Genomic DNA, 15,027 nt, shown 5'->3' on the forward strand with positions numbered 1-15,027 from the left:
TTCCTTTTCCTCAGGCTATTATTTCACGTAGCCAAGCTCTTTGATTCTTTTGTCCGCAGCGTCCAAATAAGCCTTATAATTCATCGAGCTTTCCAATGTCTTCAAAAAACTGTCGTATTCACTGAGCGGACGCTTGCCATATAAGAATTTGGAGAATTCTTCTTCAATATAGCGACTCGCATCTGCAGCATTGTAGCCATTCGGCATATCGACAAATCCAGCCAATCCATCAATATGCGGCTGTTTGCTCGCGAATTCCATAAACTGTGCCTGCGGTCCGAATTTCACCGTCAAATAATCCATTTCCGGGCGGCCTGCGAATTGATACAGCCAGAAATAACCGCCTTCTTTGCCCATCAAATCTGTCGGAACAACTTTGCTGCCATCCAGATTATAGTGCTTGCCTTTCACTCCGTATTGCACCAACAAGGAACCATCTTTGGAGGACACATAGTTCAATAAATCAATGACCTTCTGCAGCTTCTCCGGATTTTTCTCAAGCGACTTCGGAACGGCGTACAACGCTGCTGCCTTCCCAATGTCGTAGGCGCTTGCATATTTACCGCCAGGTCCTTTTATGGCATCAACCTGCACCCATTTGGCGTTCGGGTTCACGGCTTTAATTTGCTCAACAAATTGCTCCTTCGTAACATTCGGCCAATCCAGATAAACGATACCTGCTTGCCCTTTAATCGCTTTTTGTTGATGTTGAAGGCCTGAGTTTGCCAATAGCTCTGGATCCACCGAGCCGGAAGCAATCATTTTCTGGACGAAAGCTAGCGCATCCTTCATCCCGGGATCATACAGGGAATTCACCACTTTATTATCCTTTACATAAACGGTTGGTGTACCTCCGTCCATACCTACGCCATAGGCACCAAAAACGGTATCAAAAGCGCCCAGTTTACCTCCTGTGAGGCCATACGTATCTTTTTTCCCATTGCCGTCCGGATCCTTCTCGGTGAACGCTTTGGAAACTTCAAGCAATTCCTCCGGTGTCGTAGGAACTTTCAAATTCAACTTATCGAGCCAATCCTGGCGAATCCAGTACGTATTGTAAGGAACCTGCGGCGACTTGGCGATGGCATACGTTTTGCCGTTCAGCATCCCTTTCTTCAAACTGTCAGCCCCAATAAAGTCTTGTACAGACTTCAGCTTATCCAAATAAGGCGTGAGGTCAAGCAAGAGCCCTTGATCTGTAAATTGCTTCAATTGCTGGCGGTCGACAGCGAATAGATCCGGGAAGTTCGCGGATGACATACGCACGTTTAACTGATTTTTGTAATCATCGCCGGATGCATACACGGTTAGATTGAGATCCGTGCCCAACGCCTTATCCAGCTCCTGCTTAATAATGTCCTGATCGGGAGAAGGAAGGCCGCTGCCCGTTTCGATAATGTCAAGCTTAACTGGCTTGGAGCTGGCTGGCGTTTTGCCGCTCTCCGCTGTTTTGTCGGCAGGTTTATTCGCAGCAGGTGTTCCACCGCAGCCGGCTATAAGTGTTCCACCAGCGAAAGTCATGGCGAGAAGAATTGGTACGAGCAATTTCTTTTTCATAGATACCCCTTCTTTCTTTAAAAAAGTTAAAGTTGCTTCTATTGTCGCCGTAACAGAACGAACCAGGCTGCAGTCCTGATGCATTCGACATACGGGGTCAACCTTTGACGGAGCCCATTAGCATTCCTTTGGTGAAATGCTTTTGAATGAACGGATACACAAGAATGATCGGTAAGCTTGCAGCGACAACAGACGCCATTTGCATCGTTTCGGTAGGAAGCATATTTTCGGCATTTTCAAGCGGTTGCTGGGTCAGCATGAGAATCTCGCGAATAACGACCTGCAAAGGAAACAAATTGCGGTCTGTCACATACATAATCGCTTGGAAAAATTCGTTCCAATGACCGACCATGTAGAACAACCCAATTGTGAGCATTGAAGGAACAGAAAGCGGCAATACGATTTGCCATAAAATACGGAATTCCTTAGCGCCATCCATCCGGGCCGATTCAAACAACTCTTCCGGAAGGCTTTCAAAAAAGCTTTTCATAATCAAAATGTTAAAACTCCAAATCGCATTGGGTAAAATCATCGACCAGACGGAATCCAAGAGTCCTAAGGATTTCACAACCAAATAAGTCGGAATGAGTCCTCCGCTGAACAGCATCGTAAAGACGACCATCAGAAGGAAGAAGCTTCTGCCTGGGAGATTGCGACGGCTAAGCGGATAAGCCATCAGCGAAGTCAAAATCAGATTCACAATCGTACCTACGACGGTGATGAAGATCGTCACCCAGAAGGCTTTTGGAATATTCGTTTCGGTGAAAAGCTTGTGATAAGCGCTAAAGGTGACGGACTTAGGAATGAGGATGAAACCTCCGTTTTTCAGTACCTCGGAGAAAGGTGTGATGGACACGGCTATCACATACATCAGCGGTACGATCGCCGCCAGTGCAGCAAGCCCGAGGATGACGACGACGATCGTATTTACGATCCGGTCTTCCCAGCCTCTTACCATATGCCCTCACCCCATTTCTTGGATAAGTGATTGGAGCCTAGTACCAGGACAAGCCCAATAACCGATTTGAACAATCCTACGGCTGCCCCCAGCGAGAAATTAAGCTGCTGCAATCCTGTCCGGAACACCCAGGTGTCCAATATATCCGCAACTTGATACACTTGAATGTTATACAGAATATAAATTTGATCGAATCCGGCATCCATAATATGCCCCAGCTTTAAGATGAGCAGAAGCACAATAACATTTCGAATGCCTGGCAGCGTAATGTGCCAAATCATCCGCAAGCGGCTTGCGCCATCCACTCGTGCAGCCTCGTACAAGGTCGGATCGATCGCTGTCATCGCTGCCAAGTAGATGATCGCGCCCCAGCCAAGATCTTTCCAAACTTCCGAACTGACCAGAATCGTCCGGAAGTAATCAACCGATGTCATGAATCCTATCGATTGTCCGCCGGCATCTTCGATAAAGCGGTTGACAATTCCGGAGTTTTGCGAAAGGAGTGCAATTAAAATACCGTAAATAATCACCCATGATAAGAAATGCGGCATGTACGTTAGCGTCTGTACAACAGTTTTAAACCAGCGCAGCCTGCACTCATTGAGAAGCAGCGCCATAATAATGGGCGGTGCCATGCCGAAAAGCAGCTTATAGATGCTAATGACGAATGTGTTGACCATGAGCTGTCCGAAATAAGGGGAATCAAAAAACGTTTGAAAATGCTTGTACCATGGATCAGCCCAACCACTGCCGAGAATGCCATCTAATATTTGAAAATCTTTAAATGCAATAATCACACCATACATGGGAATATAGCGGAAAATTACGTAATAAATAACGCCAGGCAAAAGCATGAGATAGAAAGCCCGAAAGGCCCAAACCTGCTTCGCAGATAATTTAAGCCTCGTTTCCTTTACTTTGCTCCCCGCCCCTGTTTCCTTCCCAATTGCAACTTGCTGTTCCATGAGGCCACCTCTTTTCCATCTGATCACTCGCTTCCTAACGGGTTGAGTTTAGTATAGCAAGCGCTTTCTTTGGAAAATATACAGTGATCCTGCGAAAATGTCCGAATTATTGCAAACGCTTTATTTGGTTATTCCTGCATGTTCGTGTTCCACAGCTGGCAGCTCGATTCGGATCAACGTACCAAGTTCCGGCAGGGAGAAAATGGACAATCCATACTCCGTTCCGAAATGGAGCCCGATTCGTTCATGGACATTCATGATCCCGATTCCTGTGAATCTGTGTTTATTTGGCGCTTTGTGCCGCACTTCAAACAGACTGTTCAGGACCTCCGAGTCCATCCCGAGCCCGTTGTCCCTGATCGTAATTATCAGTTTATCCTTCACGCACTTCGTCCGTATACGGATCATTCCTGCACGCTTAAGCGGTACAATCCCGTGGAAAATGGCATTCTCCACAAGCGGCTGCAAGGTTAGCTTCAAAATTGTTTTCGATAGCGTTGCAGTAGCGGCGTCGATGTCCATCGTGAACTTATCACCGTAGCGTACTTTCTGAATATACGCATACATGCGCAGCCCTTCCAGTTCGTCCGCCAAAGTGACGAATTCTGTGCTTTTATCAAAGCTGAAAGACAACAAGCCAACAAGCGTCTTGATCGTTTCCCGAACCTCGTGGATTTTGTGCTGCTTGGCCAAAGAACTGATACAAGCAAGGGTGTTATACAAAAAATGCGGGGCGATTTGACTCTGCAGCATTTTCAGCTCGAAATGCTTCTTGCGTCGCTCCGCTTCCTTCGTTTCGTGCAGCAGATGATGAATCCGCTCCATCATCGCATTAAAGCTTCGCGTCAATCGACCGATCTCGTCATTTCCAGTCGCATGTATGGTGTGAAGCACCTCCATATCCCGTATCCGGTCCATCTTCGCAACCAATGTACGTACGGGCAGCGTAATATACCGGCTTATCATGTAAGTGCTGGCTAAGACAAGGAAGATCCAAAAAACGCCCGCCGTACTGAAATTTCGGTAAAGGCTGCGTATATTTTGATAGAAAAAACTATTTTCATAGAAGGCGATAAAATACCAGCCAAGCTTATTCATCCCGGACTTCACAGCAACCAAATCGCCCTGTGGACCATCGATCTCCGCTGCTCCGAGAGGAAGCTCCGACACTTTATCGACAAAGCTTGCATCCAACTCCGGCGGGAACACTGACATGTTATAAGGAAGCAGCCGGTATGAATTAAGCGGGAGACTAGCGTCAAACGAGTGGACAACATTCTTTTTATTGGTGATGATCGCAAATGTTTGATTTTTCGTATTCATGAATTGAGCGATCAGATTCGTTAATTCAACGAGATCGATTTCCACGACAGCAATCCCTTTTAATGACTTCGTCGAGGAGGATTGAATCGGCAAAACGAAGGCGACGGTTTTACCCGACATGGGAGATTGATAGGGCTCTGTGATAAACATCCCGTAGGTTTCTTTGGCTTTCGCAAGCAGCTTAGGAATTTCAGGATTTCCAATAATATCAAAAGTAGTTTGAGAGTTGGAAATGACATGCCCGTCTTCGCCAACCAAATAGAGCGACTTATACAGCGTTCTGTTCATATTCGCATACGACCGCAGAACATCCGAAGCCTCCTTCTCCATACCGACATTTAACAGATCTTCACGGGTTGAGATGAGCAGAAGAATATTTTGTACATTGTCCAAATACGCATTCATATAGAGATTAGTTCGGTCAATAATAATTTGGGCGTCCGATACGACCTGCCTCCGAAACAATCCTTCCGCTTCGCGCAGGTTGATCCAGCCAAGTCCTCCTAACAGCACAAGCGTTCCAAGGGATAAAAAAAGAAAATGTTTGGCCAGCATACTCCAGCTGCCAAACCATGAGATAAGCGCTTTCATTTTGTCATCAGCCCTTTTTATAATCTGTTGGTGCTACCCCGGTCCAATTTCGGAAGAGCTGCGAAAAATAACGGTAACTCGGAATACCTACCTGCTCGGCCACTTCGTATACTTTAAGCTGAGTGTTCTGAAGCAGGTTCACGGCCTTCTCCATGCGCAGCCGAGTGACATAATCATTGAAGGATTCCCCGGTTTCTTCCCGGAATAGACGGCTGAGGTAATACGAGCTCAACCCGACCTCATCCGCAACAGAGGTCAGCGTAATCGGATCTCCCAGCTTACTCACAATAATTCTTTGTGCCAACTGAACTTCTTTGCGAATCTTCCGTTCATCACTCGTTACTGACTTTTGCGGATTGGCCAACTCCCGGCGCGTCCGTTCCTGTTCATAATCCCTTAAATCAGTTTCACGTCGGATCGCTGCTCGAGCTTTTTCAATCGCTATCTTCATATCCCCTTCATCAAACGACAGCTTCGTAAAATAGTCCAACGCCCCTAACTTCAGCGCTTCTTGAGCATAATGAAAATCGCTATGGCAAGTTAACAGCACGAATTGGATGAGCGGAAACCTTTTTTTAACGATGCGAAACAATTCCAATCCATCCATGATGGGCATGGTTATATCCGAGATAACAAGATCAGGTTCCAAGACTTCGCACAGCGCCAAAGCATCTTCCCCATTCTCCGCTTCTCCGACCAGTTCAGCTCCAAATGAAGACCATGGCATGGAACGGAGTTCTTGTCTTAACGGCAATTCATCATCAATAATTAGCACGCTTACCGGTGCGACAGACACATTGTCCCCCACCTTTCTTTAACCTTGAAATCGCTAACCATCCTTACAACCATGATATCAATTATATCAGCTTTTGTTTATACAGAAATAATGTAAAAATGTATAAAAAAACAAACTCAACATCTAGGAAACCATGCGCGCTAAGGGAACAAAGATCCCCGTTTCGAAGAACATTTGGGGCACAAAAAAAGGCTATCCTCAAGTAGATCATTCTACTTGTAAGACAACCTCTCCCACCTCGAATCACAATCCCTGAAGCGCAGCCTTAAGCTTCACTGTCACTTCCGGATACTCCTCCGCCACATTTCGGTTTTCCCACGGATCGCTCTGCACATGGTACAAACGATCCCCCCTGTCTCGCTCAACAATCAGCTTCCACTCCCCATCGGAAGCCATCCGCCATGAGCTCGGATGCTGAGGCCCTTCGTCCAAGCCGGAAATCTGCACTTCGCGTAAAGCGCTCCCCGCTTCACCTCGCAACACACTTTTAAGAGAAATCGAATCCTGCGCTTCTTCCATCGATAAATCGGCCAAGTCCAGTATGGTGCTTGCCAAATCCTGCAGCTCTACAAGCGTATCGCTGTACTGCCCTTTCTGGATGCCAGGGCCGCTAATCACTAAAGGAATATGCACGGAACCGCGTTCAGGCCTGCATTTTCCGAATTTATCGAAATCCCCCAGCATATCGCCATGATCCGATGCGTATATGATCACAGTATTGTCCAGCTCGCCACGGCGCCTTACCGCCTCCAGCAACAGACCGATATTTCGGTCGATATTTTCCAGCATGGCGGCATAATTTTGACGAATCTGGTTCCATGTTTTTTCCGGAACACTGCTGCTGTTCGGCGCAGCGAATTGAACCTGCTCCCAGTCCGCCTTCATTCGGTGTGTAATATCCCACGGCTCATGCGGGCCCACAAAGTTAACCATGAGAAACCATGGCTGATCAGCAGGGAACGACTCCAGCATTTGCACGCCGTTTCGCGTCAGCCAATTGTCGCAATACGCCTCATCCGGCAGATCCGTAGCATCTGTTCGTTGACCGCGATCTGTCATATCCTTCAGATGAACGTCCGCCAATCCTTCCTTGTATAAATAGGACATATAAGGGTCCTTCGGAGATTCTTTGCCCGAAATAATGGCATCGATTTTGCCAGCGTTATCGATCGCATCTGTATATCCGAGAAGACTTAAATCGTCAATCCAGCCATCCAACCCCCACCAATGCGTGGCTTTATGCAAGTCGAACTTGCCAACGCCGCCGACCCGGTAGCCGTTATCTTTCAAAACGGAGTAGAACGTTTTGCGTGACAAATCGTAATTCTCATGATTGCCTGTCACCGCCGGCTTGTTGTACCGCAATCCCGATGCCAGACAAGCTCTGGCCGGCGCACACAAGGGAGAAGAGGTAACCGCCTTCATAAAAGTAACGCCTTGCTTCATTAAAGCTTCGATATGAGGCATACGCAGCGGCAATGCCTCCATGCCCAAAGCGGCCAAAGCTGCAGGCGCATAAGGCATCCAATCTCCCCGGTGCGTGTCTGGAAATAGAAACAGAACGTTGGGACGACTCATCCTTTTTTCCTCATTTCATGAAGGATTGGATCTTTGATGCTTTGCTGCCACGCTAGCAGCTCTTGTTCCATCCGCTGCAGTTGTTCCAGCTTTGCGGGATCCTCCGCCAGATCACAGGTTTCTCCTGGATCATTGTATAAATCAAACAACTGCGCCCGATTCGTGCCCGCTTCACCGCTGCGGAAGTAGCGGATTAGTTTCCAGCGTCCGTCACTCACCATGCGCTGAACATTTTTATAGGCTGAGAATACGTTCTTCCTCGATCCCGTAGCTTCACCTGAAATCATACCTACCATACTCTTGCCCTCAACCGTTTGCGGTAGCAAAGTTCCGGTTAATTCGAACAAAGTCGGAAAAATATCCATTTGACAGCCAAGTCCACGAGCTTCCACTCCTTGCGGCAAGCCGGGTCCTTGCATGATAAGCGGAATATGGATGCTGTGTTCATATACATTTTGCTTACCCATAAGTCCATGCTGCCCCAAAGCTATGCCGTGATCCGCCGTATATACGACAATCGTCTGCTCACGCTGACCGCTCTCTTCCAAAGCCTGCATAATACGGCCAATTTGTTCATCCATATGCGTTATCATGCTGTAATACTCGGCCAAATGCTGGCGAATTTCTTCGGGCTTGCGCGGAAAGGAAGCCAATTGTTCATCACGTACGTACAGTTCGCCATTATCGAAAGGATGTTCCGGCATGAAATTGTCAGGAAGAGGTATATGCTCATTTGAATATCGGTCTAAATAAGCTTGAGGCGGGGTCCTTGGATCATGCGGCGCCGTAAAAGCCACGTATAAAGCGAACGGCTCCTCTTCCTTATACTGCTGGATAAAGTCAATGGCTGATTCTGCAAAAAGCTCCGTAGAAAACTTGTCGCTTGGCTTCGCTTGGTCCGCATGATAAATGCCTGCGGGGTCATACGCATGAATGGGCAGCCCAATATGCTCCCCCATACCGCCAAAGAAAATGCTCGCCCCGTCCGAGAAGCTTTTGGCAAAGCTCTCTTTGCCATTGTGCCACTTGCCGATGCCGAATGTCCGATACCCCTCTCTGCGGTACACCTCAGGCCATGTAGGGAGGGATGGATTAATCGCCCACAGCTGCGGATTTTCCGTCTCTCCAAGCTTAACTTCTTTTTCCGTTACCATCGCATGAAAGACATTCGTCCCTGTCAAGAGACAGGCGCGGCTGGGTACGCAGAGTGCAGCCGTCTGCCCCCCCATCGTGTAGATGGATGTGAAGCGCACGCCCTCAGCTGCCAGGCTGTCCAGAACGGGTGTTTGCACTACCTGATTGCCATAAGCGCCAATCCCGTCGAATCGATGATCATCTGCGATTAAAAATACGATATTCGGCTTTTTTTCCCGAGCTTCATGTTCTCTCATTTTAACCTCCAGAATTCGGCACTTATTTGATAGCACCGCTCGTCAAGCCACGCTGCATATACTTTTGGCCGAAAATATATAAAATCACAACCGGAACCGTAATCAGCACAAGCGCCGCAAACACTTTATGGTAGTCAGAGGTATACTCTTTAATGAAAAATTTGGGAGCCATGGTCACGGTCAGCATCGTTTCCTTGCTAATAAAGACAAGCGGCAGCACATACTGGTTCCACGAATTTAAGAAAGCCAGGATGCCAATGGTCGTCAGTACCGGTATGGCTAACGGCAGCATCACATGAACAAATCTACCCCAAGCGTTTGAACCGTCAATCTCTGCAGCTTCGAGAAGCTCACCCGGCACCTCATCGAAGGCATTACGGGCCAGCAATAAAGAGAAAGGAATGCTCATCGCTACTTCCGGGCCGATCAAAGACAGATACGTATTCATCCAATGAAAGGACTTGACCGTTTGGAACAAAGGTACGAGCATGGCAACGGGCGGGATCATCAGACCGATTAAACAGATCGCAAAGACGGAAGAATCCCCGGGAAATCTTAATTTGCTAAAGCCAAACGCCGCTAGGGAAACAACGATAAGCAGCAGCAGGACGACTGAAGTCGACACAATAAAACTGTTGATTAGAAAATGCGGAAACAAATCCAGACTAACGACAGCCTGATAATTCCCCCACTGGTCACCTTCGAACGAGTACATTACCAGATAAATCATAGGAATCACCCAAATAGCCGCCAAGATTAGAAGTAGAAGATTCATGATGATCTTCTCAGAGAGCTGCATGCGACCGAACATCTTTCTACCTCCTGACCTTGTTATAAATACGCAGCTGAAAAGCCGTATAGCCAAAGGCGATAAGCAGAAGAACAACAGAAACCGCTCCGCTGTATCCCGTTTTATATTTGAGCAGCGACTCTCGGAATAAGAAAGTGGATATGAGTTCCGTCTCTCCTCCCGGTCCGCCCTCTGTCATAATCCAAATGAGGTCGAATACTTTGAGTGCATGGATAATCCCTAGAATGAGTAACGTGATGTGTGTACCGATGAGCATCGGGAAAATAATATGGCGGAATTGCCTCAGAACCCCGGCGCCATCGATTTTAGCCGCTTCGAATATTTCTTGGTCAATATTTAGCAAACTGGTGTAGTAAATCAACATGTAGAATCCCGTATTGGCGAAAATGTAGACGGCAGCGATCGCATTTAGCGCAGTAGCTGGCTCAGACAACCAGGAGTGTGTCCAGCTTTCCAAACCTGCAAACCGCAGCATGGTGTTCAGCAAGCCAAAATTCGGCTCATAAATACCGGCGAACGTCGTACCTACCGTGACAACCGCAATGACATGCGGCAAAAAGAAGATCGATTTAAACAGGCCGTCTGCCGCCCAAACGCCATTGAGCAAAGTGGCAAGCAGAAGCCCAAGCGCCATGGATAGAGGGATCGTAATAACGAGAAAATAAACCGTATTCCAAAGAGCCTGATAAAAATTAGGATCATGAAACAGATTCACATAATTGTCCAGGCCGATAAACACTTTGCTTCCAATGCCCGACCACTCAAAAAAACCGATATAAATATTATAAAAAATACCAAAAAACGTGAACACCGAGACGAAAAGCAATAAAGGCAGAACGAAGTATAATCCGGTGAAGCGTCCCCGTTTTTTCTTTTTCGATTTGACTGCTGCCGTATTTGTTGTCGATAGCACGATATCCACTTGGCTCCTCCTTACAACCCTCACGGAGGGAAGAACCTCTGCATCCCAAGCTGATGATCACAGAGGCCCTCGACTTCGTGAATGTGTAAACTTAATGAATGAAACGAAATGACGTCCAAATGAGCGTAAGAGTTCTTCGAATTCGGGATGTTAGCGTTTCACGGCATCTGAAGCCTTTTGCACCTCAGCCATCGCTTGCTCCGGTGTAACGCTCCCGGTCGCTACTTTTTGCAAATTAACAAAAAGCGCTTGTTCAATAGGGGCATTGTCCAGGAATCGGATACCGCCCACATTATTCGTAAGTGCGTCCAGGACCACATCGACCGATTGCTTCTCAATATCTGTTTTGAGATTGGATTTATCCATCGACAATCCTTCTTTCACGGGAAGGAATTGCAGCGCCTTGCTCAGAATCGTCTGATAATCACCCGTAGCCATGAATTCCACGAATCTCCAAGCAGCCTCTTTATGCTTCGAATCTTTACTAATACCGAGCGGTACATCGCCGTTGATGAGAACACTCGTTTTACCACCCGCAATCGTCGGCATTGGCACGAGACCAAAAGTACGGTCGCCAATCTTCAAGCCATCCTTATTCGCTACGTCTGTCATGATCCATGCTCCGACGAGAATCATTGGAAGCTGTCTCTTTTGCTCATACATATCGCGAAGATCCGGATCGAATTTGGTTGTCAGATTGCCGTCTTGGAAGAGATGATCCGTGTAAAATTGCTTGAACGCATTCGTTGCTTGAATAAACACCGGGTCTGTAAATTTCGCTTTCCCCGCGTCTGCTTCGTATAATTTGCCCGGCGCAATTTGGTTGACGAGGGTGTAGAAGGCATCCGTTACGGTTGCGCTTTTCCCTCCGGCAAAGCCTAAGCGTGGCACAATACCCGGTAATTTGGCATCCTCAAATTTCTTCACCACTTGCTTTAGATCATCATACGTCTTGGGCGGCTCCGCGCCTACTTTCTTGAACAAATCTACATCATAAGAAAGGAACGGCGTAACCGCGACCCCTGTTGGGATCGTCTTATAATCGTTTTTCTTGGCTGATTCCATCGGCGTCGTTTTGAACAGCTTCTGCCAATCCTTCCCTAGCGATTTCTCTGCCAATGGCGCTAACGGCTCAAGAATAGGGGAATAGTTCTTAATCATCGGCCCGTTTGAGAACGCCATAACGTCCGGAACTTCGCCGCCTTGAATGGCGACTTGAATTTTTTTGTCGTAGTCAGCCGAAGGCGTGCGAACATAATTCACTTTGATTTTTGGATATTTCTCATTGAAAGCTTTGATTAAGGTTTGCCAGACATTATCTTCCGGCGACCAGGACCAGAACGAGATTTCGCCTGTGATCTCTTCCGGTTTTTGTGTGGCGACTACTGCTTTCGCATCACGGGATGGGGTTGCCGTCGTGCTGGTTGTCTGAGAGGAGCATGCGGACAGGAGAAGCAGGCCTATCAGCGAATAACTCATGAGTCTCATTCTTTTCATAAACAGAACACTCCCTTTTGAACTTATTTAGTATAAATGTAATACCAAGTAAATGACTAGGCTTAGTTGATATTAATTTAATATCTAATCTGAAATAAGTCAACAATGAGTTTTTAAACGTTTAAAAAGAAGAAAGACCCCCTTGTTTTCAGCTGAACCTCGTCGCAAAATTTATATAACGCTTTCAATCTCTTATTATTTAGTATATACGTTATACTAAATAAAAGCACGATAAATTGGCCTTATGCCCCTATTTTTTTTTTGACACAGACAATTATTTTGTATATCATTCATACTAAATAACTATCATGTATTGAAGTAAGGTTGTGATCAACTTGCGTTCTAATGGACCCATTGGCAATTATGATCTTGTTAAAAAAATAAATATGGAACATGCAATCTCTACGATCCTGAAATACCGTCCATTATCTCGCGCTAAAATCGCCTCTCTGACAGGACTCAATAAGATGACCGTCTCCAGCTGCGTAGATCTCTTCGTTCAGAAAGGTTTTGTCGTTGAGCTCGGCACGACGGGCACTTCAAGAGGGAGGCCCCCTACCCTTGTCGATTTGAATGAGAAAGCGGGGATCTGTGTTGGCGTTGATGTTGAAATCAACCAGTTCACCGTGCTCGTCACGGATCTGCTCGGGAAAAAGCTGGACAGCATGATGATTCCGCTTCAGAGCAAAGATCCCTTCTTTTTCGTGGATGCAATTTCAACGATTTTGAAAGATTTAGAACATCATCACGCGCATCGCCAGCTAGGCATTGTAGGGGTCGGTATTGTCATCCCGGGCTACTACAATATACGAACAGACGTCGTTGATTATAGCGCCAACCTGCAGGAATGGAACGACTTCCCTTTGCGAACCGAGCTTGCCAAACGAGTTCCCGACCTTGCCATTCATGTGAATCCTGCACCGTATGCGGGTGCGATGGGTGAAGTTCATTTTGGAGGGGCCAAATCAGCCGATCATTTGGTCTATGTAACAAGTTCTTGGGGATTGTCCGTTGGCGTTTACAGCAAGGGAGAACTGTTCACCGGTACGACGGGGACAGCGGGGAGATTAGGACATTCCACCATTCATATGAACGGCAAGAAATGCACCTGCGGCAGCAGAGGATGCTGGGAGATGTATGCTTCCATTAAGGCGATGTATGAATTATTGGAAACAACTCCTCAAGAGCTTTCGTTTGCAGACATTGTGGACGGTATTGGGCGCGGTGACAGCAAAATTACTAGTGCCGTGCACGAGCTTGGCCATTACCAAGGCATCGGCCTGGCGAACGTTATCAATGCCTACAATCCCAAAGTCATCTGCATTGGAGGGCATCTTGCGCTGCTAGGCCCTACGCTGATTAACTCCATTTGGAATACGCTGCGCGAGATGATTCCCGAGCGCTTTCTTCAGAATTTGGAGATTTACTGTTCCGATTTAGGCGAGCTTGGCGTTGCTCACGGAGGCGTTTCGATGGTGTTGAGGCAGCTTTCTACGACGATAATCGAGAAATCTTTGTTGGAGTAACCACTCTTTCGGGTAACCTCTTTTGGGTAACCTCTTTTGGACTAAACTCTTTCGGGTAACCTCTTTTCGCGTACCCCCTTTTCGCATCGAAAAGGAACTACAAGCCGCTATTACTGCCAAATCAGCTGCTTTTAGGATGAAAAGTGAACTACAGGGCCTTATTCGCCCTCGGATCACTATTCATCAGCCACAATCGGCAGAATAGCGGATCATAGTTCCCCTTAATCTGCCAAATAACCATTTGGTGGTCAAATAGCGGACTCTAGTTCCCTCATCAACGGGATTCGCCCTACGGTCCTACCACTCATATACTCGCAATGGCTCCGCTAAACGGAGTTTTTGCTTGCCATGGAACGGCTCACGCGCATCCGCCAGCACATAATCATCCACATAATGCATGAGCAGCATCTTCTCCTGAATGGACACTGGGAGCGTTAGAATTTCCTCCAGAGACGTATGCGACGGCAGCTGATCATCCTGCATATGGCATTCATGGAAGATCGTTTGCACCTCACCTGCAACCTTGCTTATGTACGTTTCATCTAACCGTGTATCCCCGCTAAAATAAAAATAAGGCTTACAAAGTAACCCATAACTAAGCATGTCCGGCACATGCTGTGTCCGAATCAGCTCGAAGCGCATACCCGCGATCTCAAAGGTCTCATCCACGCATTCCACGTCAAAATAGTCCTCAAATACCCGTTTCCCTCTTGTGGTCAACTCCAAGCCATGGCGCAAAACTTGCCATAGATCATCCCGCAGCCCAGTAGGCACATAAAGCTTCGGCTTCGCTTTGCCAGGATACACCCGATGAAACAGCGCCAGCTTCGACAAGCCGTTAATATGATCCTCATGCAGATGCGTTACGAAAATATGCTTCACCTCATTGAGCTTCATTCCCATCTGATGCAAACTAGCATGATTCGATTCCGGAAAGTCGATGCAGAGATTCGTATCGGCAAACGTAAGTAATGCACTGTTATGGCCCTGTTCGACGCTAAATCCGTCGCCACAGCCCAAAAATCGTAATTTCATATAAACGCCTCCCACACTGTCTTCAAATAAAACAAAGCGCAATTTCTAATAAATTTGTAATATGATAGCTGTAGAAA

12 protein-coding genes are annotated in these 15,027 nt (G+C 47.0%); 1 reads left to right on the plus strand and 11 read right to left on the minus strand.

Features of this window, described 5'->3' with window-relative positions:
- Nucleotides 1-18 precede the first annotated feature (18 nt).
- The 10 genes from J2Z65_RS26645 to J2Z65_RS26690 form a co-directional block, all read right to left on the minus strand.
- Nucleotides 19-1,557 carry an extracellular solute-binding protein gene (locus tag J2Z65_RS26645; RefSeq protein WP_167052299.1) on the minus strand — a complete coding sequence of 513 codons (1,539 nt, stop codon included), beginning with the start codon at nucleotides 1,555-1,557 and terminating at the stop codon, nucleotides 19-21.
- Between the two features lie 97 nt (nucleotides 1,558-1,654).
- Nucleotides 1,655-2,515 carry a carbohydrate ABC transporter permease gene (locus J2Z65_RS26650; RefSeq protein ID WP_167052301.1) on the minus strand — a complete coding sequence of 287 codons (861 nt, stop codon included), beginning with the start codon at nucleotides 2,513-2,515 and terminating at the stop codon, nucleotides 1,655-1,657.
- Complete coding sequence (locus tag J2Z65_RS26655; protein WP_420850755.1) at nucleotides 2,509-3,369, minus strand: ABC transporter permease; 861 nt, start codon at nucleotides 3,367-3,369, stop codon at nucleotides 2,509-2,511. The genes J2Z65_RS26650 and J2Z65_RS26655 overlap by 7 nt, the downstream gene beginning before the upstream one ends.
- 231 nt (nucleotides 3,370-3,600) lie before the next feature.
- Nucleotides 3,601-5,394, minus strand: coding sequence for a cache domain-containing sensor histidine kinase (locus J2Z65_RS26660; RefSeq protein ID WP_167052304.1), 1,794 nt, complete (start codon nucleotides 5,392-5,394; stop codon nucleotides 3,601-3,603).
- A gap of 7 nt (nucleotides 5,395-5,401) precedes the next feature.
- Entirely contained in the window at nucleotides 5,402-6,190 is a 789-nt protein-coding gene (locus J2Z65_RS35960) for a helix-turn-helix domain-containing protein (protein WP_167052306.1), read from the minus strand.
- Nucleotides 6,191-6,433: 243 nt separating this feature from the next.
- Nucleotides 6,434-7,768, minus strand: a complete 1,335-nt coding sequence (locus tag J2Z65_RS26670) for a sulfatase family protein (protein WP_167052309.1) — start codon at nucleotides 7,766-7,768, stop codon at nucleotides 6,434-6,436.
- Nucleotides 7,765-9,159 (minus strand): sulfatase family protein, encoded by a 1,395-nt coding sequence (locus J2Z65_RS26675; RefSeq protein WP_167052311.1) that lies wholly within the window; start codon nucleotides 9,157-9,159, stop codon nucleotides 7,765-7,767. Before J2Z65_RS26675 ends, J2Z65_RS26670 begins: the two co-directional genes overlap by 4 nt.
- A 22-nt stretch (nucleotides 9,160-9,181) precedes the next feature.
- Nucleotides 9,182-9,970, minus strand: coding sequence for a carbohydrate ABC transporter permease (locus J2Z65_RS26680; RefSeq protein ID WP_167052312.1), 789 nt, complete (start codon nucleotides 9,968-9,970; stop codon nucleotides 9,182-9,184).
- A 4-nt stretch (nucleotides 9,971-9,974) separates the two neighbouring features.
- Complete coding sequence (locus J2Z65_RS26685) at nucleotides 9,975-10,892, minus strand: ABC transporter permease subunit (RefSeq protein ID WP_167052315.1); 918 nt, start codon at nucleotides 10,890-10,892, stop codon at nucleotides 9,975-9,977.
- A gap of 150 nt (nucleotides 10,893-11,042) precedes the next feature.
- On the minus strand, nucleotides 11,043-12,389 hold the full coding sequence (locus J2Z65_RS26690) for an ABC transporter substrate-binding protein (RefSeq protein WP_167052317.1): 1,347 nt from the start codon (nucleotides 12,387-12,389) through the stop codon (nucleotides 11,043-11,045).
- 335 nt (nucleotides 12,390-12,724) lie between these two features.
- Here J2Z65_RS26690 and J2Z65_RS26695 point away from each other — a divergent pair, with 335 nt between their 5' ends.
- Complete coding sequence (locus tag J2Z65_RS26695) at nucleotides 12,725-13,915, plus strand: ROK family protein (RefSeq protein ID WP_167052319.1); 1,191 nt, start codon at nucleotides 12,725-12,727, stop codon at nucleotides 13,913-13,915.
- A 297-nt stretch (nucleotides 13,916-14,212) separates the two neighbouring features.
- Here the strand turns inward: J2Z65_RS26695 and J2Z65_RS26700 are convergent, their stop codons facing one another.
- A complete protein-coding gene (locus J2Z65_RS26700; RefSeq protein WP_167052321.1) occupies nucleotides 14,213-14,950 on the minus strand; it encodes an MBL fold metallo-hydrolase in 738 nt (245 codons plus the stop codon).
- Nucleotides 14,951-15,027: the final 77 nt, after the last annotated feature.

Source organism: Paenibacillus aceris, from assembly GCF_017874035.1.
Classification (GTDB): domain Bacteria; phylum Bacillota; class Bacilli; order Paenibacillales; family NBRC-103111; genus Paenibacillus_E; species Paenibacillus_E aceris.